The sequence below is a fragment of the Variovorax jilinensis genome (genome assembly GCF_030316885.1).
Classification (GTDB): domain Bacteria; phylum Pseudomonadota; class Gammaproteobacteria; order Burkholderiales; family Burkholderiaceae_C; genus Variovorax; species Variovorax jilinensis.
This window is the reverse complement of the sequence record NZ_JASZYQ010000004.1, coordinates 152,026-171,684: the sequence shown is the minus strand read 5'-3', so window position 1 is coordinate 171,684 and position 19,659 is coordinate 152,026. Positions and strand designations below refer to the sequence as shown.

The following is a 19,659-nucleotide window of genomic DNA, read 5'->3' as shown; positions in this document are numbered from 1 at the left end:
GCGCCTGCCGGGGTCGCCATGCGGCACAATCTGCGGTTCTTTTCCTCCTCCTTCATCACTTCATCAGGGGCAGTGCACATGGCATCGGTCAACAAAGTCATCCTCGTCGGCAATCTGGGGCGCGACCCCGAAACCCGCACCTTCCCGAGCGGCGACCAGGTCTGCAACGTGACCCTTGCCACCACAGACAAGTGGAAGGACAAGCAGAGCGGCGAGATGCGCGAAGCCACCGAGTGGCACCGCCTGGTCTTCAACGGCCGCCTGGCCGAGATCGCCGCGCAGTACCTGCGCAAGGGCTCGCAGATCTACGTCGAAGGCCAGATCCGCACGCGCAAGTACAACGACAAGGACGGCGTCGAGAAGTACGCCACCGACATTCGCGTCGACCAGATGCAGATGCTCGGCAGCCGCCAGGGCCAGGGCGGCCCATCGGGCGGCAGCGACGACGACGGCGGATATTCCGGTGGTGGTGGCGGTGGTGGCGGTGGTGGCTACTCGCGACCGCCGGCCGCGGCGCCGCGCGCACCGGCTGCGGCACCGCGCCAGGCGCCGGCCAAGTCGTCGTCGGGCTTCGACGACATGGACGACGACATCCCTTTCTGAGATCCAGCAAGTCCGCCGCCAGCGCCCCATCGGGCGGCCGCGCGGCGGCCATCGCCAGCACCTGGCGTCAGGATCGCATCGGCGCCGACTCTGCCTTAGCCAGTTCCCAGAACCGACTTGCCGGGCCCGACAGTTCCCCGGTGCGGCGCACCAGCATGAACGGTACCCTGACCCCGGCCAGCGGCACGCTGACCAGCTTGCCGGCTGCGGCCAGGCGGGCCGGCAGGTGGTAGTTGGTGCCGAGGGCGCGCTCGGCGCCCTCTGAGGCCAGCGCATCGGGCGTGGTGTCGTCCGCGACCTGGACCAGCCTTGCTCCGGCCTGGCCCAGCGGTCCGAAGATGGTGTCGTACAGCTTGCGATTCAGGTTGCGATTGAAGGTGTAGAGCTGGCGGCCGCTCAGGTCGTCGGGGAGAAGCGCGCTGCGTCCCGCCAGCAGGTCGTCCGCGCGCATCCAGATGTCGACGCCGATCTGGTCGATGAGGATCGTTCGCTCGGCTTCCACATCGGGCGCCATGGCGAACGTGAGATCGAGGTCCTGCGTGCCGAGCCTCTCCAGCAGCGCGGGCGTCCACCCGACGTGGATCTCCACGCCGATCGAACTCTCGGAAGACGCGAACCGGTCGACCAGTCGGGTGCGGCGGGCGATGTCGCTGCTGTAGGGCGGGGCTCCCAGGCGCAGCGACTGCCGGTCCTCGGAGCGCAGGCGTTCGACGGTCCTTTCGACCACGTCGATGGCCCGCGTGATCATCTTCGCGTCGTCGAAGAGCTCGGCGCCGCGCACCGTCAGCTTCAGGCCCTGCGGCCGGCGCTGAAACAGCGCGAAGCCCACCTGCCGCTCCAGCCGCTGCAGGCGCGTCGACAGCCAGGGCTGCGCGACGTTCAGGCGCGTGGCCGCCTGGGTGATCGAGCCCGCCTCCGCAATGGCCACGAACTGGACCAGGAGCTTCGAGTCGAGGGTCGGTCTCACGCGATCTTCCTGTGATTCATGCTGTCCTGATCATACGATTTTCGTATGAAGTTTGGTCTTGGACGGAAGCCGCTCGTCGCCAGATGATCGATCTCCAGGCAATAACGATGCCCAGGAGACAAGACATGAGCGCGAATCCCGCAGCAGCGGATATCCATACGAAAACCGAATTCGATCGCCCGGTCGATCCGGCACCATCCGGCAATGAGGTGCCCGCCACGCTCCGGCCCCTTTCCGGCCTGCGGGTCGTCGATCTGAGCCGAGGCCCCATGGGCGCCGTCGGTCGCTACCTGGCCGGCCTTGGCGCCGACGTGGTGCTCGTCGAGCCGGAAACGACGACGACGCAGGAAGACCTTGCGCAGGTCGCGCAGCACCGGGGCAAGCGCCGGCTGCGGCTCGATGCATCCTCCCGAAGTCTCGAGGCCATGCTGCGCAAGGCGGACATCTGCATCGAGGGCGGATGCGCCGACGGCCATCCCTTTCCGGCGATCAATCGGATCGAGGTGCAGAAAGCCAATCCGGCGATCGTGTGGCTCTCGATCTCGGACTTTGGTCGAACCGGACGGTTCTCCCGCTGGCAGGCGACCGAACCGGTCATTGCCGCACTCTCCGGCGAGCTGTCGCGTTCCGGGCTCCCGGGCAGGAAGCCGCTTGCGCCGCCCGACAACCTCACGCTGTCCTGTGCGGCAGCGCAAGCCGCCTTCGTCACAGTGCTGGCCTACGTCGACCGGCTGCAATCCGGTCGCGGTCAATGGCTCGATTTCTCGATCCTGGATGGCGCCGTGCAGGCCCTCGACCCCGGCTTCGGCATCTCGGGCAGCGCGGCGGCTGGAACCCGCGCCGCCGACCTGCCGCGCGATCGCCCCGCGACCCAGAATCACTACCCGATCATTCCGTGTGCGGACGGGTCGGTGCGCATCTGCGTCCTCGCGCCCCGCCAGTGGAAGAGCATGTTCGCGTGGATGGGCAGCCCGGCGGAGTTCGCCGATCCCCGCTTCGATCTCGTCCAGGTGCGCTTCGGGTCGCCCGACCTGGTGCCGGCGATTGCACGCTTCTTTGGCGACAAGACAGCGCTCGAGCTCGAAGAGGCCGCGCAGCGCCATGGCGTGCCGCTCGCCCGTGTCCTTTCGGCCGACGCCGCCATGTCGACGCCGCAGAACCAGGCGCGCCGCCTGTTCCCCGATGACGGGCTGTTTCCCGACGGCCTGGTCGAGATCGACGGCCTGCGCATGGGGCCCGCAACGACGACCGCCGCGCCCGGCCTGCACTGGGCCGCGGATGCGGGCGCCATCGCGACTGCCACCGCCGGCCCGGCCGGATTCATGCCTCTCGCGGGCCTGCGGGTGCTGGACATGGGCGTGATCGTCGTAGGCGCCGAGACCGGGCGCCTGCTCGCCGATGCCGGGGCCGAGGTGATCAAGATCGAGAGCGCGGCCTTCCCCGACGGGAGCCGCCAGACCCACGACGGCTCGCCGATCTCGCCTTCCTTTGCCGCGGGGCACCGGAACAAGCAGAGCCTGGCGCTCGACCTGCGCCATCCGGACGGCAAGGCGGTCTTCCTGCGCCTGATCGGCGAAGCGGACGTGCTGCTGTCCAACTTCAAGCCGGGCACCCTCGATGCGCTGGGATTCGATCGGGTCACCCTGGAGCGCACCAATCCCCGGCTCGTCAGCGTCGAGAGTTCCGCCTTCGGTTCGAGCGGTCCCTGGAGCCGGCGCATGGGCTACGGACCGCTGGTTCGCGCCGCGACCGGCCTCACGTCGGCATGGTCCTATGCCGACGAGCCCGGCTCGTATTCGGATTCCAGCACGGTCTATCCCGATCATGTGGCCGCCCGCATCGGGGCCCTGTCGGCGCTCGCGTTGCTGGTGCGCCGCGACCGGACATCGCGCGGCGGCAACGCCAGCATCGCGCAGGCCGAGGTGATCTTCGACCACTTCGCCGCCGCCAATGCGGCCCGCACGATGGAGGCGAGGTCTGGGAGCACGCCGAGCCGGACCGAACGCGACGTGCCCTGGGGCATCTTCGCCTGCGCAGGCGACGACGAGTGGTGCACCGTCACCAGCCGCGGCGACGCGGATTGGCGCGGACTGGCGCCCTTGCTCGGGCTTGCCCACGAGACGGCGCTGCGCACCCGTGAAGGGCGACTTGCGCATCGCAGCCGCATCGAGCAGGCGCTGGCCGGCTGGCTTTCGGCCCGCACGCCCGCGAGCGCGATGGAGACGCTGCAGGACGCCGGCATCCCCGCGGGCGCGATGTTGCGCGTGGCCGACATGCCGGAGTTCGCGTACTTCAAGGAGCGGGACTTCTTCCGCACCGAGCGCCATCCCGCCATCCCGGCCGCCTTCCTGGTCGAAGCCCGCCCCGTGCTGGCGCAACGCCTGCCCGATCCGCCGGCCGGGCCCGCACCCCTCGTGGGCGAACACAGCGTGGAGGTCCTCCGGCGCTGGCTCGCCCTGTCGCCCGCCGAGATCGATGCGCTCGTCGATGCCGGCGTGGTTCAACAACTCGGGCATCCCGCTTCGACGCGGCGCCCATCCGGAAAGTGAAGGAACGAATGCAGATCCAGGCAGACAGCCCCTCGGCGCCCGTGCGCGTCGAGATCGGCGAACACATCATGACGATCACCCTGAATCGTCCGGAAGCACGCAACTCCATCAATCTCGCCACGGCAATCTGCGTGGGCGACGCGCTGGAAAAAGCCGAATACGACCCGGCGATTCGCGTGGTGATCATCACCGGCGCAGGCGCGCTCGCGTTCTGCAGCGGGGCCGACCTGAAGGCCCTGTCGCGCGGCGAATCGATCATGCCGGAGGACCCGGAGCGCGCCCCGTGGGGATTCGCCGGCTTCGTCCGGCACGCGATCAGCAAGCCCGTCATTGCCGCCGTCAACGGCGTCGCCGTGGGCGGAGGCACCGAGATCGTCCTGGCCAGCGATCTGGTCATCGCCTCGGACAACGCGAGCTTCGGATTGCCGGAGGTCCGGCGCGGCATCATCGCCGCGGCCGGCGGCGCCTTCCGGATCCTGAAGAGCATGCCGAAGGCCGCGGCGATGGAGATGCTTCTCACAGGCGAGCCGATCGACGCCCAGCGCGCGCTGGCGCTGGGCCTGGTCAACCGCGTGGTCCCGGCTGCACAGCTGCAGGCTGCCGCAAGAGCCCTGGCGACCCGCATTGCCGAGAACGCACCGCTGGCCGTTCAGGCGAGCAAGCGCGTGGCGCTCGGCATCCACTACGGCCTGATCGAGAGCGAGCAGGCTGCCTGGGCGCTCAACCACGAGGAGATCACCGCCCTGCTGCGCTCGGCCGATGCCAAGGAAGGGCCGCTGGCGTTCGCGGAAAGACGCGCGCCCCGGTGGGCCAGCCGCTGATCCCGGAGGCCATCGACATGACCCGCAGAAACACCCCCGTCATCATCGGCGTCGGCCAATCCAGCGACCGCATCGATGGCCCCGACTATCGCGCCTGGTCGGCGAGCGATCTGGCCGCGGCTGCGGCGAGGTCGGCGATCCAGGATGCGCAGGCAGCCGATCCGCAGGCGCTGTATTCGGCCATCGAGGCCATCGCAACCACCCGGACCTTCGAGGACTCGCTCCCCGTGGAGCCCGCCTTCGGCAAGTCGAGCAACTTTCCGAGATCGATCGCCCAGCGCCTGCTGATCGATCCGAGGTGCGCGGTGTGGGCCAAGGCCGGTGGCAACTCGCCGCAGGACCTCGTGGTCGAGTTCGCCGGGCGGATCGCCGCGGGCGAGTTCGAGGTGGTGCTCATCACGGGCGCCGAAGCCATCTCCACGGTCCGCCACGCGCGCGCCAAGGGCCTTGCGCTGGACTTTGCCGAGGACCCCGCAGGTGCGGTGGAAGACCGCGGCCCCGGCATCGAGGAGCTGCTCGATCCCCTGACCCTGCGACACGGCGTGGACAACGCACCCGTGGGCTATGCGCTCGCCGAGAACGCGAGGCGCGCCCGCCTGGGCCTGTCCGTCGAGGACTATGCGCAGGAGATGGGCCGGCTCTTTGCGCCCTTCGCACGCATCGCCCACGGGAATGCGCGGGCTGCATGGCCGGTGCCGGCCTACTCTGCGGAAGAACTGGCGGCCGTCGACGGCCACAACCGCTGGATCGCCACGCCGTATCCCCTGCATCTGGTCGCGCGCGACCAGGTCAATCTCGGCGCAGCAGTTCTGCTGGCGTCCGAGCAGGCAGCCCGGCGCCTGGGCGTTGCGCAAGAGAAATTCGTCTACCTGCATGGTGCGGCGAAGGCGTCCGAGAAGCCGCTGCTGCGGCGGGCCGACCTCGGCGCATCGGAAGCCGCACGCGCGGTGGTCCGCGCGACCCTGCAGCGTGCGGACATCGCGGTCGACGAGGTGTCCTTCTTCGACTTCTACAGCTGCTTTCCGATCGCGGTCTCGAACGTCGCCTGCGACGAGCTCGGGCTCTCGCCCGAGGACCCGCGCCGCCTGACGGTGACGGGCGGTCTGCCGTACTTCGGCGGGCCCGGGAACAACTACTCGATGCATGCCATCGCCGAGATGGTGGAGAAGCTGAGGGCGCAGCCCGGCGCCCGCGGCCTGATCGGCGCCAACGGCGGCAATCTGTCGAAGTACAGCGCGGGCGTCTATTCGACGGCGCCCAGGGCATGGTGGGACTTCGATCTCGAGTCGCTGCAGCGCCTGCTCGACGCGCGCGCCGAGCCGACGGTCCTGGCCGGTTTCGAAGGCCTGGGGACGATCGAGACCTGCTCGGTCCAGCATGTGCGCGGCGTGCCTCTTCATGCGGTCGTCGTCGGCCGGACCGGGGATGGCGCCCGCTTCATCGCGCGCAGCCGGGAAGGGGATGATGCGCTGCTGAGGGCGATGATGGATCGCGATCCCCTCGGCGCTGCCATCGTGGTCACCGCCGAGGGCGACCTCAACCGGTTCGTGCTGCAGTCCTAGCGGCCGCCGCTGTCAGTCCCTGGAGCGCACGGCCCGGGTCCCTGTCGCGCGTGGCTCGGGAGGCGCGCCGCGCCGCCTCAGGCGTCGAAGCTCACGACGCCGTTCGACAGGTCGTACATCGACCCCACGATCCTGATCTGCCCCTTCTTCTCGAGATCCGCGAGGATAGGGCTGCCGCTGCGCAGCGTGTCGATCGTGAGCTGCACGTTCGATTTGGCGACCGCGTCGACGAAGGCCGCGTTCTTGCTCGTGCGCTCGCCCGCGTAGGTCGTGGCGGCGATGGCCGGCTTGATGACGTCGAGCAGGCCCGTGAGGTTTCCGAGCTGCACGTTGTCGATCGCGCCCTTGATCGCGCCGCAGGCCGTGTGGCCCATCACGAGCACGACCTTGGCGCCGGCCGCCGCGCAGGCGAACTCGAGGCTGCCCATCAGGTCCTTGTTGGCTATGTTGCCCGCGATGCGGGCGTTGAAGGTGTCGCCGATGCCGGCATCGAGCAGGATCTCGGCCGGTGCGCGCGAATCGATGCAGCTCAGGATCACCGCGGCCGGGAACTGGCCCGACGCACTCGCGCGCTTCTGCGCCAGCAGGTCGCGCGACTGCATCTTGCCGGCACGGAAGCGCTCGTTGCCCTTCTTCATCTGCGCGATGACCTGGTCCGGCGTGAGCGCATCGCGCTGCGCCTGGGTCAGCGATGCGGCATGGGCGTCGTCGGTGCGAAGCCCGAGGCCGGCCATCACGACCGCGGCGCCCGAGCCCGCGCCTGCGCGCAGCCAGGCGCGCCGGCCCTTGCCCTTTGCGCTCGCCGAAGGGGCAAGGGCGGCCGAAGTGCCCGAAGCGTGGCAGTCGCAGTCGATCGATTTCATGGCGGATCCTTGGTTGGTGGTCGGCCATGATGCGTCCGCCGCCGGCGCAATTCAACGCCGCGAAGTGCGCTGTCCCTGTGCCTTGACAAAGCCACGAGGCGCGTCGATGCTCGGCCGCGGTCATGTGAGATGGCCGCCCGGAACCGCCCCGGCCGGCGTCCATTGAACCTGCATGAGCTCCTCCCAAGACCAGAAACTCTCCCTCGGCGCGCTGATCGCGCTGGTGGTCGGCTCCATGATCGGTTCGGGCATCTTCGCGCTGCCCTCGGCGTTCGGCCGCTCGACCGGCGGCCTCGGCGCCCTGATCGCCTGGGCCATCGCGGGCGCGGGCATGCTGATGCTGGCGCTGGTGTTCCAGACCCTCTCGCGCCGCCGGCCCGACCTCGACACCGGCATCTACGCCTATGCCAAGGCCGGCTTCGGCAACTACCTCGGCTTCGCATCCGCAGTCGGCTACTGGATCGGCTGCTGCCTCGCCGACGTCGCCTGCCTGGTGCTGATCAAGGCCACGCTGGGCCAGTTCTTCCCGGTGTTCGGCGACGGTTCCACCGCGGTGGCGATCGTCTCGGCCTCGGTCATCCTCTGGGGCGTGCACTTCCTCGTGCTGCGCGGCGTCAAGGAGGCGGCGACGCTCAACACCATCGCCACGGTGGCCAAGATCGTGCCGATCTTCGTCTTTCTCGTGGTCGCGGCCATCGGCTTCAAGGCCGACATCTTCGCGTGGAACTTCTGGGGCGGCGAGCCGCAGACCTTCGCGAGCCTGTCGAGCCAGGTCCGCAACACCATGCTTATCACGGTGTTCGTCTTCGTCGGCATCGAGGGCGCGAGCGTGTACTCGCGCCATGCACGCCGGCGCGAGGACGTCGGCACGGCAACGGTACTGGGCTTCATCGGCGTGCTGTGCCTGCTCGTGATGGTGACGATGTTCTCCTACGGCGTTCTGCTGCGCCCCGACCTGCAGGCCTTGCCGACGCCCGCGATGGCCGGCGTGTTCGCGTCGATCGTCGGGCCCTGGGGTCTGGTGTTCATCAGCGTGGGGCTGCTGATCTCGATCCTTGGCAACTACCTCTCGTGGTCGCTGCTGGCGGCCGAGGTGCTGCATTCGGCGGCGAAGAACAAGACCATGCCGACCTTCCTCGCGCGCGAGAACGAGAACCAGGTGCCGGTGGCTGCGCTGTGGCTCACCAACATCGTGATCCAGGTCTTCCTCGTCGTGACGTGGTTTGCCGAGTACGCCTTCACGCTGGCGCTCAAGATGACCAGCTCGATGACGCTGGTTCCCTACCTGCTGGTGGCGGCCTACGGGCTCAAGCTGGCCTGGACCGGCCAGACCTACGAGCGCGAGGGCCGCAGCCGCTTCGGCGACGGCGTGCGCGGCGCGATCGCCACGGTCTATGCCTTCGGCATGCTGTATGCGGGCGGCCCCAAGTACCTGCTGCTGTCGGCGGTTCTCTATGCGCCCGGCACCTTCCTCTACTTCCTTGCCCGCCGCGAGCAGAAGCAGCGCGTCTTCACCGGGCCCGAGATGGTCGTCTTCGGCCTGCTGGTGGCCGCCGCGCTGGCCGCGTTCTGGGGCCTCGTGACCGGCGACATCAGCTTCTAGCGGACGGACCCGATGCCATGAAGCGCGCGCCCATGCCGATCCCCGCATCGACCCTCCGCTGGCTGGGCGTCGTGGCCATCCTCGTGCCGATGGCGTCGCTGCCGGCATTCGCCCAGACCGCCTCCACGACCCAGGCCGTCAACATGCGCGCCGGTCCCGATCGCGCGTTTCCGGTCGTGACCTGGCTGCCGGCCCACACGCCGCTGCGGGTCTTCGGCTGCACCACGCGCTGGCGCTGGTGCGACGTCGCGGCCGGCCGCAGCCGAGGCTGGGTCGATTCGCGCTATCTCTCGAGCGCGGCGCGGCGCGCGCCGATCGTGAGGTTTTCGGTGCCGTCGTACTGGGAGCGCCACTACCGCGGGCGGCCCTGGGACGTGAACCGCAACCAGTGGTCGAACTGGGGCTCGCCCTCGTTCCGGCCACCACCGCCGCCGCCGATCCGTCCGCCCGCCACCCGGCCGCAACCGCCGCAAGCACCGCCGTCCTTCGGTCCGCCACAAGGCGGCCGCGGCCCGGCGGGATGAGCGCCCTTCGTCCTCGTCCTCACAAGGAGTCCCTGCCATGCATCGCTTCGTCTACATCGCGCTGATCGTGATCCTGGCCGGCATCGTCGTGCTGTTCAAGATCCAGAACCTCGAATCGGTGACGGTCTCGTTGTTCTCGATGCGCGTCACGCTGCCGACCTCGGTGATGGTGTTCGCGGTCTATGTGCTGGGCATGCTCACGGGCGGCTTCGTGCTCGGATTGCTGCGATCATGGGCGCACGGCGCCACGCGCCGGCCTTGAAGATTTTTTAATGGAAAGACCTGTATGAGCAATTTCTGGGACCTGATTCAACTTTTGCTGTCGACCTTCGTCCTCATCGTCTACCTGCTGATCCTGTTCCAGATCATCGGCGACCTGTTCCGCGACTCCGAGCTCGGCGGCGGTTCGAAGGTGCTGTGGATCATCGGGCTGGTCATCCTCCCGGGCGTGACCGCGATCATCTACATCGTGACCCGCGGCCGCGGCATGGCCGAGCGCCAGCGCGCGAGCCTGCAGCGTGCCAAGTCCGACACCGACAACTACATCCGCGAGGTGGCGGGCAAGTCGCCGGCCGAACACATCGCCGACGCCAAGGCACTGCTCGATGCCGGCACCATCACGCCCGAGGAGTTCGCCCGGCTGAAGGCCAAGGCACTGGCCTGAAGGAACGGGCGCCCGCGCCCGAATAGCCCTTCGGAGCTTGAAGGCGCGCGATCCGGGCCAAGATAGCGGCCATGATTCCGCTTTCGATCCTCGATCTCTCGCCCGTCACCGAGGGCAGCGACGCCGCCCAGTCCTTTCGCAATTCGCTGTCGCTCGCCCAGCTCGGAGAGCGGCTCGGCTACAAGCGCTACTGGCTGGCCGAGCACCACGGCATGCCGGGCATCGCAAGCGCCGCCACCGCGGTGCTGCTGTCCCACATCGGCGCCGGCACCTCGACGATCCGCATCGGCGCCGGTGGCGTCATGCTGCCCAACCATTCGCCGCTGGTGATCGCCGAGCAGTTCGGCACCCTCGAATCGCTCTATCCGGGCCGCATCGATCTCGGCCTCGGCCGTGCGCCCGGTTCCGACCAGCGCACCGCGCAGGCGCTGCGGCGCGACCTGCAATCCGACGCCGACCAGTTCCCGCAGGACGTGGTCGAGCTCATGGACTTCATGTCGAAGGAGCCGCGCCAGCCGGTGCGCGCGGTGCCGGGCATGGGGCTCGAGGTGCCGGTGTGGATCCTCGGCTCGAGCACCTTCGGCGCCCAGCTCGCAGCCCATCTGGGATTGCCTTACGCCTTCGCCTCGCACTTCGCGCCGCAGCAGCTGATGCAGGCGATCCAGATCTATCGCGAGACATTCAAGCCCTCGGCCCAGCTCGCCAGGCCCTACGTGATGCTGGGCTTCAACGTCTTCGCGGCCGAGACCGACGCGGAGGCCGAATTCCGCGCCACTTCCTGGCAGCAGGCCTTCGTCAACCTGCGCAGCGGCCGGCCCGGTCGTCTGCCGCCGCCGGTGGAGAACTACCGGCAGAAGATCGGCGCCGGCGAGAACGCGCTGCTCGACTCGGTGCTGTCGTGCGCGGCCGTGGGTTCGCCCGACACCGTGCGCGCGGGCATCCAGGCCTTCGCCCTGCGCACCGGCGCGGACGAACTCATGATCACCTCGCAGGTCTTCGACCATGCGGCGCGGCTGCGTTCCTACGAGATTCTCGCCAGCCTGTAGCGCGGACAATGCAGGTCCTATGAACAGGCAGCGCATCGTGGTGGGCTTGAGCGGCGGCGTCGATTCCGCGGTCACGGCGCACCTGCTCAAGCAACAGGGCCACGAAGTGGTCGGCATCTTCATGAAGAACTGGGAGGACGACGACGACAGCGAGTACTGCTTGTCGAACGTCGACTTCATCGATGCCGCGAGCGTGGCCGACGTGCTCGGCATCGAGATCGAGCACGTCAACTTCGCGGCCGACTACAAGGACCGCGTCTTCGCCGAGTTCCTGCGCGAATACGAGGCCGGTCGCACGCCGAACCCCGACGTGCTGTGCAACGCCGAGATCAAGTTCAAGGCCTTCCTCGATCATGCGATGCGCCTGGGCGCCGAGAAGATCGCGACCGGCCACTACGCGCGCGTGCGCCACGACGCGGCGAGCGGGCTGCACCAGTTGCTCAAGGGGCTCGACCCTGCCAAGGACCAGAGCTACTTCCTGCACCGGCTGAACCAGCAGCAATTGTCGAAGACGCTGTTCCCGGTCGGCGAACTGCACAAGACCGAGGTGCGCCGGATCGCCGACGAGATCGGCCTGCCGAACGCGAAGAAGAAGGATTCCACCGGCATCTGCTTCATCGGCGAGCGGCCGTTCCGCGAGTTCCTCAACCGCTACATCTCGAAGGCGCCGGGCCCGATCCGCGACGAGCGCGGACGCCAGATCGGCGAGCACCAGGGCCTGAGCTTCTACACGCTGGGCCAGCGCCAGGGCCTGGGCATCGGCGGCATCAAGGCCCGCGGCGCGCAGCGTGGCGCGGGCGACCATGCGCCATGGTTCGTGGCGCGCAAGGACGTGGCCAGCAACACGCTGTGGGTGGTGCAGGGCCACGACCATCCCTGGCTGTTGTCGCCCGTGCTCGAGGCCGACGATGCGAGCTGGGTCGCGGGCCGCGCACCCGCCGAGGGCGCCTGCGCCGCCAAGACGCGCTACCGCCAGGTCGATGCCGCGTGCCGTCTCGGGGCGGGCGCCAACGGCACCTTCCGGCTCGAGTTCGACCAGCCCCAGTGGGCCGTGACGCCGGGGCAGTCGGCCGTGCTCTACGACGGCGAGATCTGCCTGGGCGGCGGCGTCATATCGCGCGCAGCCTAAAGCTCAGGGCGCGCCGGCCACCGAAGGGTCGACGTGCAGCAGTTCGAGCGGATGGCGCCGTCCCTCGGCATGGTCCTCCACGCATTGCAGCAGCAGCGGACTGCGGTGCCGCTCGACGCTGGCGCGGATCTCCTCGATCGTCATCCAGAGCGTGCGGACGATGCCGTCGTCGAGCGTGCGCGACGCATCGAATTCGCCCAGCGTGCCCGTGAAGGCGAAGCGCAGGTAGGTGACGTCCTCGGACTGCCCCTCGAGCGGCTGCAGGGTGCGGGCCATGTAGATGCCCACGAGCGCGGTCGGCACGAAATGGTGCGCGGTCTCCTCGAGCGTTTCGCGCGCGCAGCCCGCGGCCGGCGATTCGCCGGGGTCCAGGTGGCCGGCCGGGTTGTTGAGCCGCAGGCCGTCGGGGCATTGCTCCTCGACCAGCAGGTAGCGGCCCTGCCGCTCGATCACGGCGGCCACCGTGACATTGGGTTTCCAGCGTGCTGTCATGGGTCTTCAGGGCTCCTGTGGAACGGTGCGGGGCAGCAGCAGCGTGACGACCACCGTGCTGCCGTCGGCGGCCGGTGCGGTCTCGAGGCTTCCGCCGTGGCGCAGCGCCACGCTGCGGACCAGCCGCGACTCTAGCGCCGCCGCTGCAGCGGCTGGCATTGCCTCGAACCAGACGCCCCATCGGGCGCCCTTCTCGTGCGACACGCCGCAGCGCAGGGTCGACCCGGTCGTTGAATGCAGGATGCCCGTGTCCAGCAGCTCGCCGAGCGCGCGCGTCATCAGCCCACGGTCGGCCATGCACGGCGCGTCTGCCTGTGGCGCGATGCAGCGCACGGCCACCCGCCGCTCGCGCGCCGCAGCCCAGGCCGCATCGACCACCAGCTGCAGCGTGGCGCCCAGATCCAGCGGCTCGACGTGCAGTGGCCGCGTCTCGGCCCGCGCGGTGGCGACGAAGCGCTCGCAGCGATCGAGGCCGTCGCGTGCCTCGTGCGCGATGGCGGCCTGCAGGCTGTCGTCCGGAAAGGCGGCCGGCCGCTCGCGCGCCAGCTCGAGCATGCCGAGGATCGCGGCACCCGGCTGGCGGCCGTCGTGCGCGAGGAAGCGCAGCGCCTCGTCGCGCTGCCGCTCGGCCTGCCGCAGCGCCGTGAGATCGGTCACGACCAGCCAGTGGCCGCCGGCGGCGCCGATGCCGTGCGGCAGCGGCAGGCAGCGCAGCAGCAGGCGGCGACCGCATTCATCCTCGGCTTCGCCCGCGATCGGCTCGGACGCTTCCGACAGCCGCAGCGCCTCGCCGCCGTCGCGCCAGCGCAGGCCGAGGCCGTCGAGCAGCGGCTGCACCGGTTGCCCGAGGAGCTCGTCGGGGTGATGCCCCCAAAGGCGCTGCGCAGCCGCATTGGCAGTGGCCAGGCACCCGTGCGAATCGACGCGGAGGATCGCGTCGTCCGGCAGGCGCTGCCCATCGCTGCGCGCGGGAGCATCGCGTGCCGGACCCCAGCCGGCGCTCACTCGATGCGCGTGGAAATCGCGTGCTGCGCGGCGGGCTGGTCGCCCTCGAGCGGTTCCAGCCGGTAGCCGAGGCCGTAGACCGCGGACAGCAGGAATCCGTTCGACGGCTGCAGGTCGAGCTTCACGCGCAGACGCGAGATGTGGGTGTCGAGCGAACGCGAGGGCGTGTCCGTGCCGATGCCCCAGATCGCTTCGCGCAGGTGTTCGCGCGACAGCAGCCGGCCCAGGTTCTGGAACAGGAACAGCGCCAGTTCGTACTCGCGCCGGCTCAGATCGACCAGCCGGCCGTCGATGCGCAGCGTGCGGGTCGAGGGATGGAAGCGATAGGCGCGAAAGCTCAGCGCGCTGTCCTGCCGGGCCGGGTAGGCGCGGCGCAGCAACGCATGCACGCGCGCCTGCAGCTCGCTCACGCGGATCGGTTTGGCCATGAAGTCGTCCGCACCGGCGGCGAGGCCTTCGACCAGGTCCTTTTCCTCGCGCCGGTTGGTCAGGAACAGGATCGGCAGCGAACTGTTGAGGTCCGTGCGTATGGTCTGGCAAAGACTCGGGCCCTCGATGTCGGGCAGGGCCCAGTCGAGGACCAGCAGGTCGTAGGTCTCGCGGTGAAGGTCGCGCAGCAGCGACTTTCCACGGGCGAAGCCATGGCATTCGTGGCCTATGACTTCCATGCTGTGGCGAATCAGCTCGAGCTGATGCGCCTCGTCATCGAGTGCAGCTATTCGCATTTCCTTCCCCCTGAATCTCGTTGTTGCGGGAAGCCGGCGATCTGTGCGCCGGTCATCCCCGGCCACAGTGTACATAGGGCGAAAGGGCATCCGATGCTATGAATTCGATAGCAAGAACGCCTGTCCGGGGCACCCTGGGGACCGGCCCGCAGCTGCCATCCAGGCGACGCGGTCCGGCTGTCATCTTCGGGTAAGCTCGCGCGAATTTCAAAATGCAGCCCTGAGGAGAAGTCCATGCTGATAGGCGTGCCGGTCGAAACTGTGCCAGGCGAAGCCCGAGTCGCCGTCACCCCCGAGACCGCGAAGAAACTCGTGGCCCAGGGCCACGTGGTGCGGGTGCAATCGGGCGCCGGCGTGGCGGCCAGCGTGACCGATGCGGCCTACCAGGCCGCCGGCGCCGAGATCAGCGCCGATGCCGCAGGCGCCTTCGCCGCCGACATCGTGCTCAAGGTGCGCAGCCCCGACGAGCGCGAATGCGCCCTCATGAAGCCCGGCACGGTGCTCATCGGCATGCTCAACCCCTTCGATGCCGCGGGTCTGCAGCGCCTGGCCACGGCCGGGCTCACGGCCTTCGCGCTCGAGGCCGCGCCGCGCACCACGCGCGCGCAGAGCATGGACGTCCTCTCTTCCCAGGCCAACATCGCCGGCTACAAGGCGGTGATGATCGCGGCCGACAAGTACCAGCGCTTCTTCCCGATGCTGATGACCGCGGCCGGCACCGTGAAGGCCGCGCGCGTCGTGATCCTCGGCGTCGGCGTGGCCGGCCTTCAGGCCATCGCCACTGCCAAGCGCCTGGGCGCGGTGATCGAGGCCTCCGACGTGCGCCCCTCGGTCAAGGAACAGATCGAGTCGCTGGGCGGCAAGTTCATCGAGGTGTCCTACGACACCGACGAGGAGAAGGAAGCCGCGGTCGGCGTCGGCGGCTACGCCAAGCCGATGCCGCCGAGCTGGCTGGCGCGCCAGCAGGTGGAAGTGGCCAAGCGCGTCGCGCTCGCCGACATCGTCATCAGCACGGCGCTGATCCCGGGCCGCGCGGCGCCCACGTTGATCACCGAGGACATGGTCAAGTCGATGAAGCCGGGTTCGGTGATCGTCGACATCGCGGCCGGCAAGGGCCCCGATGGCATCGGCGGCAACTGCCCGCTGTCGGAGGCCGACAGGACGGTGGTCAAGCACGGCGTGACCATCGTCGGCGAGACCAACCTGGCGGCGCTGGTGGCGGCCGATGCGTCGTCGCTCTATGCGCGCAACGTGCTGGACTTCCTCAAGCTGATCGTGGCCAAGGAAGGCACGCTCAAGATCGACCTCGAGGACGACATCGTCGCCGCCTGCCGGATGGCGCAGGACGGCCAGGTCACGCGCAAGTAGACGTCAGAAAAGCGAACAGCGAACAAGCGACATCAGCGAGGAGCAGCCATGGACCCCGTATCCCATACCGTCATCAACCTCATCATCTTCGTGCTGGCGATCTACGTCGGCTACCACGTCGTGTGGACCGTCACGCCGGCGCTGCACACGCCGCTGATGGCGGTCACCAACGCGATCTCGGCGATCGTGATCGTGGGCGCGATGCTCGCGGCCGCACTGACCGAGACCACCCTGGGCAAGACCATGGGCGTGCTGGCCGTTGCGCTGGCGGCGGTCAACGTCTTCGGTGGCTTCCTGGTCACGCGGCGCATGCTCGAGATGTTCCGGAAGAAGGACAAGAAGGCCGCGCCCGTGGGTGACAAGGGGAATGCAGCATGAGCATGAATGTCGTCACGCTGCTGTACCTGATCGCCAGCGTCTGCTTCATCCAGGCACTGAAGGGCCTGAGCCATCCCACCACCTCGATCCGCGGCAACGTGTTCGGCATGGTGGGCATGGCGATCGCCGTGCTGACTACCGCGGCGCTGATCGTCACGCTCTCGGGCGGCCGCATGGTCGGCCTGGGCTGGGTGCTGCTGGGCCTGGTGGTCGGCGGCGGCTACGGCGCCTACCGCGCCAAGACGGTCGAGATGACCGCGATGCCCGAGCTCGTGGCCTTCTTCCACAGCATGATCGGCCTGGCCGCCGTCTTCATCGGCGTCGCCGCGGTGGTCGAGCCCTGGGCCTTCGGCATCACGGCGCTGCCGGTGGCGGCCGCGGTCGGCATCCAGACGCCCGAAGGCGCGGTGGTGGTCGACGGCTTCCTGCGCTATCCGATTCCCTACGGCAACCGGCTCGAGCTGTTCCTGGGCGCGGCCATCGGTGCGATCACCTTCAGCGGCTCGGTCATCGCCTTCGGCAAGCTCTCGGGCAAGTACAAGTTCCGCCTGTTCCAGGGCGCGCCGGTGCAGTTCAAGGGCCAGCACATGCTGAACCTGATCCTCGGCCTCGTGACCATCGGCCTGGGCCTGCTGTTCGTCGCCACCGAGAGCTGGACCGCCTTCTTCGCGATGCTGGTGCTGGCCTTCGTGATGGGCGTGCTGATCATCATCCCGATCGGCGGCGCCGACATGCCGGTGGTGGTGTCGATGCTCAACAGCTACTCGGGCTGGGCGGCCGCGGGCATCGGCTTCAGCCTCAACAACGCGATGCTGATCGTGGCCGGTTCGCTGGTGGGCTCCTCGGGCGCGATCCTGAGCTACATCATGTGCAAGGCGATGAACCGCTCGTTCTTCAACGTGATCCTGGGCGGCTTCGGCGGCGAGACGGCCACGGCCGGCGGCGCGGCCAAGGAGCAGCGCCCCGTGAAGAGCGGCAGCGCCGACGACGCCGCCTTCGTGCTCTCCAACGCCGAGACGGTGGTGATCGTGCCGGGCTACGGCCTGGCGGTGGCGCGCGCCCAGCACGCGGTGAAGGAACTGGCCGCCAAGCTCACCGAGCACGGCGTGACGGTGAAGTACGCGATCCATCCGGTGGCCGGTCGCATGCCGGGCCACATGAACGTGCTGCTGGCGGAGGCCGAGGTGCCGTATGACCAGGTGTTCGAGATGGAAGACATCAACGGCGAGTTCGGCCAGGTCGACGTCGCGATCATCCTGGGCGCCAACGACGTCGTGAACCCCGCCGCGCTGCAGAAGGGCACGCCGATCTACGGCATGCCGATCCTCGAGGCCTACAAGGCCAAGACCGTGATCGTCAACAAGCGCTCGATGGCCGCGGGCTACGCGGGCCTGGACAACGAGCTGTTCTACATGGACAAGACCATGATGGTCTTCGGCGACGCCAAGAAGGTGGTCGAGGACATGGCCAAGGCGATCGAGTAGCCCTCGGCGCGCCGCTTTCGAAGACCACGGGCCGCGCAGTGTCGCGGCCCGTGACACGTGCGGCTGTCAAGTTACGATCGCGTCAGAATTTCCCACCCCAAGATTTCGCTTCGGAGACACACAGTGATTGATCGACCCTGGCTCGGCAGCTACCCGCAAGGCGTGCCCGCCGACATCGATGCCTCGCGCTACACCTCGCTGGTCGCGCTGATGGAAGAGAGCTTCACCAAGTACGCCGACCGCACGGCCTACAGCTTCATGGGCAAGGACCTGAGCTACGCCGAGGTCGACCACCAGAGCCGCGCCTTCGCCGCCTACCTGCAGGGCCTGGGCCTCGCCAAGGGCGATCGCGTCGCGATCATGATGCCGAACTGCCCGCAGTACCCGATCGCAGTGGCCGGCACGCTGCGCGCCGGCATGATCGTGGTCAACGTCAACCCGCTCTACACGCCGCGCGAGCTCGAGCACCAGCTCAAGGACTCGGCCACCACCGCGATCGTGCTGATGGAGAACTTCGGCACCACGCTGCAGCAGTGCCTGGCGGCCACGTCGGTGAAGCACATCGTGCTGGCCTCGATGGGCGACCGGCTCGGCCTGCTCAAGGGCGCGCTGGTGAACTACGTGGTGCGCAGCGTCAAGAAGATGGTGCCGGCGTTCACGCTGCCGGGCGCGGTGCGCTTCAACGACGCGCTCGAAAAAGGTGCGACGCGCACGCTGCAGGCGCCCAAGCTCGGTCCCGACGATGTCGCGGTGCTGCAATACACGGGCGGTACCACGGGCGTGTCGAAGGGTGCGGTGCTGCTCAACCGCAACGTGATCGCCAACGTGCTGCAGTCCGAGGCCTGGAACGACCCCGTGATGCAGAAGGTGCCGGCCAGCGAGCAGCCCACCAGCATCTGCGCGCTGCCGCTCTATCACATCTTCGCCTTCACGGTGAACATGATGCTGAGCATGCGCACCGGCGGCAAGCTGATCCTGATCCCGAATCCGCGCGACATCCCCGCGGTGCTCAAGGAGCTCTCGAAGCACACCTTCCACAGCTTCCCGGCGGTCAACACGCTGTTCAACGGCCTCGCCAACCATCCGGACTTCGGCACCGTGAACTGGAGCAACCTCAAGGTCTCGGTCGGCGGCGGCATGGCGGTGCAGGGCGCGGTCGCCAAGCTCTGGCTCGAGAAGACCGGCTGCCCGATCTGCGAGGGCTACGGCCTGTCGGAGACCTCGCCCTCGGTGACCTGCAACCCGACCACCAGCACGGCCTTCACCGGCACCATCGGCGTGCCCTTGCCGAGCACCGAGGTCAAGGTGATCGACGACGACGGCAACGACCTGCCGGCGGGACAGTCGGGCGAGCTCGCGGTGCGCGGGCCGCAGGTGATGGCCGGCTACTGGCAGCGGCCCGACGAGACCGCCAAGGCGATGACGCCCGACGGCTACTTCAAGACCGGCGACATCGCCATCGAGGACGAGCGCGGCTACTTCAAGATCGTGGACCGCAAGAAGGACATGATCGTGGTGTCGGGTTTCAACGTCTATCCGAACGAGATCGAGGACGTGATGGCGCAGCTGCCCGGCGTGCTCGAATGCGCGGCCGTCGGCATCGCGGACGACAAGACCGGCGAGACCGTGAAGCTCGTGATCGTCAAGAAGGACCCCGAGCTCACCGAGGCGCAGGTGAAGGCGCATGCCCGCGCCAACCTCACGGGCTACAAGCAGCCGCGCGTGATCGAGTTCCGCACCGACCTGCCCAAGACGCCGGTCGGGAAGATCCTGCGGCGCGAGCTGCGCGACCAGAAGAAGTAGGCGGCGTCACCCGCAGGTTCTAAGGGTTCGGCCCGGGACGCGTCCCGGCATCGCTCTTGCATATTGGGGATGA

19 protein-coding genes are annotated in these 19,659 nt (G+C 68.6%); 14 read left to right on the top strand and 5 right to left on the bottom strand.

From position 1 onward, the window contains the following. Nucleotides 1-78 precede the first annotated feature (78 nt). Entirely contained in the window at nt 79-603 is a 525-nt protein-coding gene (ssb, locus tag QTH87_RS16540) for a single-stranded DNA-binding protein (RefSeq protein WP_286610673.1), read from the top strand. 67 nt (nt 604-670) lie between these two features. Here ssb and QTH87_RS16535 read toward each other — a convergent pair whose 3' ends face one another. Then, complete coding sequence (locus QTH87_RS16535) at nt 671-1,570, bottom strand: LysR family transcriptional regulator (protein WP_286610672.1); 900 nt, start codon at nt 1,568-1,570, stop codon at nt 671-673. An 11-nt stretch (nt 1,571-1,581) separates the two neighbouring features. Between QTH87_RS16535 and QTH87_RS16530 the strand changes: the two genes are divergently transcribed. From QTH87_RS16530 to QTH87_RS16520, 3 genes are read left to right on the top strand one after another with little or no spacing between them, the layout of a single operon-like run. Continuing rightward, entirely contained in the window at nt 1,582-4,119 is a 2,538-nt protein-coding gene (locus QTH87_RS16530) for a CaiB/BaiF CoA-transferase family protein (protein WP_286610670.1), read from the top strand. An 8-nt stretch (nt 4,120-4,127) separates the two neighbouring features. Beyond that, complete coding sequence (locus tag QTH87_RS16525; protein ID WP_286610669.1) at nt 4,128-4,940, top strand: enoyl-CoA hydratase-related protein; 813 nt, start codon at nt 4,128-4,130, stop codon at nt 4,938-4,940. A 17-nt stretch (nt 4,941-4,957) separates the two neighbouring features. Continuing rightward, the gene (locus tag QTH87_RS16520; protein WP_286610668.1) at nt 4,958-6,502 is read left to right on the top strand and encodes an acetyl-CoA acetyltransferase; all 1,545 of its coding nucleotides are present in this window, start codon (nt 4,958-4,960) and stop codon (nt 6,500-6,502) included. A 77-nt stretch (nt 6,503-6,579) separates the two neighbouring features. On the opposite strand, the gene QTH87_RS16515 is transcribed toward QTH87_RS16520, so the two are convergent. Continuing rightward, nucleotides 6,580-7,365: a carbonic anhydrase family protein gene (locus QTH87_RS16515; protein ID WP_286610666.1), complete on the bottom strand. Its 786-nt coding sequence runs from the start codon at nt 7,363-7,365 to the stop codon at nt 6,580-6,582. 172 nt (nt 7,366-7,537) lie between these two features. Between QTH87_RS16515 and QTH87_RS16510 the strand changes: the two genes are divergently transcribed. From QTH87_RS16510 to mnmA, 6 genes are all read left to right on the top strand, one after another. Beyond that, nucleotides 7,538-8,968 (top strand): basic amino acid/polyamine antiporter, encoded by a 1,431-nt coding sequence (locus tag QTH87_RS16510; RefSeq protein WP_286610664.1) that lies wholly within the window; start codon nt 7,538-7,540, stop codon nt 8,966-8,968. Between the two features lie 17 nt (nt 8,969-8,985). Next, complete coding sequence (locus tag QTH87_RS16505; RefSeq protein WP_286610663.1) at nt 8,986-9,492, top strand: SH3 domain-containing protein; 507 nt, start codon at nt 8,986-8,988, stop codon at nt 9,490-9,492. 37 nt (nt 9,493-9,529) lie between these two features. Beyond that, nucleotides 9,530-9,754, top strand: a complete 225-nt coding sequence (locus tag QTH87_RS16500) for a LapA family protein (RefSeq protein WP_286610662.1) — start codon at nt 9,530-9,532, stop codon at nt 9,752-9,754. Between the two features lie 24 nt (nt 9,755-9,778). Then, entirely contained in the window at nt 9,779-10,156 is a 378-nt protein-coding gene (locus QTH87_RS16495; RefSeq protein WP_286610660.1) for an SHOCT domain-containing protein, read from the top strand. A gap of 71 nt (nt 10,157-10,227) precedes the next feature. Continuing rightward, nucleotides 10,228-11,202, top strand: coding sequence for an LLM class flavin-dependent oxidoreductase (locus tag QTH87_RS16490; RefSeq protein ID WP_286610658.1), 975 nt, complete (start codon nt 10,228-10,230; stop codon nt 11,200-11,202). 19 nt (nt 11,203-11,221) lie between these two features. Beyond that, the gene (gene mnmA, locus QTH87_RS16485) at nt 11,222-12,331 is read left to right on the top strand and encodes a tRNA 2-thiouridine(34) synthase MnmA (RefSeq protein WP_286610656.1); all 1,110 of its coding nucleotides are present in this window, start codon (nt 11,222-11,224) and stop codon (nt 12,329-12,331) included. 3 nt (nt 12,332-12,334) lie between these two features. On the opposite strand, the gene QTH87_RS16480 is transcribed toward mnmA, so the two are convergent. Genes QTH87_RS16480 through QTH87_RS16470 form a run of 3 tightly spaced genes read right to left on the bottom strand, consistent with a single transcriptional unit; the run spans nt 12,335 to nt 14,553 of the window. Beyond that, nucleotides 12,335-12,823, bottom strand: coding sequence for an NUDIX hydrolase (locus tag QTH87_RS16480; protein WP_286610655.1), 489 nt, complete (start codon nt 12,821-12,823; stop codon nt 12,335-12,337). 6 nt (nt 12,824-12,829) lie between these two features. Then, nucleotides 12,830-13,828, bottom strand: a complete 999-nt coding sequence (locus tag QTH87_RS16475) for a hypothetical protein (RefSeq protein WP_286610653.1) — start codon at nt 13,826-13,828, stop codon at nt 12,830-12,832. Further along, on the bottom strand, nt 13,825-14,553 hold the full coding sequence (locus QTH87_RS16470) for a response regulator transcription factor (protein WP_286610652.1): 729 nt from the start codon (nt 14,551-14,553) through the stop codon (nt 13,825-13,827). Before QTH87_RS16470 ends, QTH87_RS16475 begins: the two co-directional genes overlap by 4 nt. A 234-nt stretch (nt 14,554-14,787) precedes the next feature. Here QTH87_RS16470 and QTH87_RS16465 point away from each other — a divergent pair, with 234 nt between their 5' ends. From QTH87_RS16465 to QTH87_RS16450, 4 genes are all read left to right on the top strand, one after another. Then, entirely contained in the window at nt 14,788-15,921 is a 1,134-nt protein-coding gene (locus tag QTH87_RS16465; RefSeq protein ID WP_286610647.1) for a Re/Si-specific NAD(P)(+) transhydrogenase subunit alpha, read from the top strand. A gap of 48 nt (nt 15,922-15,969) precedes the next feature. Then, nucleotides 15,970-16,299, top strand: a complete 330-nt coding sequence (locus QTH87_RS16460) for an NAD(P) transhydrogenase subunit alpha part 2 (RefSeq protein WP_286610645.1) — start codon at nt 15,970-15,972, stop codon at nt 16,297-16,299. Then, complete coding sequence (locus tag QTH87_RS16455) at nt 16,296-17,783, top strand: NAD(P)(+) transhydrogenase (Re/Si-specific) subunit beta (RefSeq protein ID WP_286610644.1); 1,488 nt, start codon at nt 16,296-16,298, stop codon at nt 17,781-17,783. The genes QTH87_RS16460 and QTH87_RS16455 overlap by 4 nt, the downstream gene beginning before the upstream one ends. A 123-nt stretch (nt 17,784-17,906) precedes the next feature. Continuing rightward, nucleotides 17,907-19,586: a long-chain-fatty-acid--CoA ligase gene (locus tag QTH87_RS16450; protein ID WP_286610643.1), complete on the top strand. Its 1,680-nt coding sequence runs from the start codon at nt 17,907-17,909 to the stop codon at nt 19,584-19,586. Nucleotides 19,587-19,659: the final 73 nt, after the last annotated feature.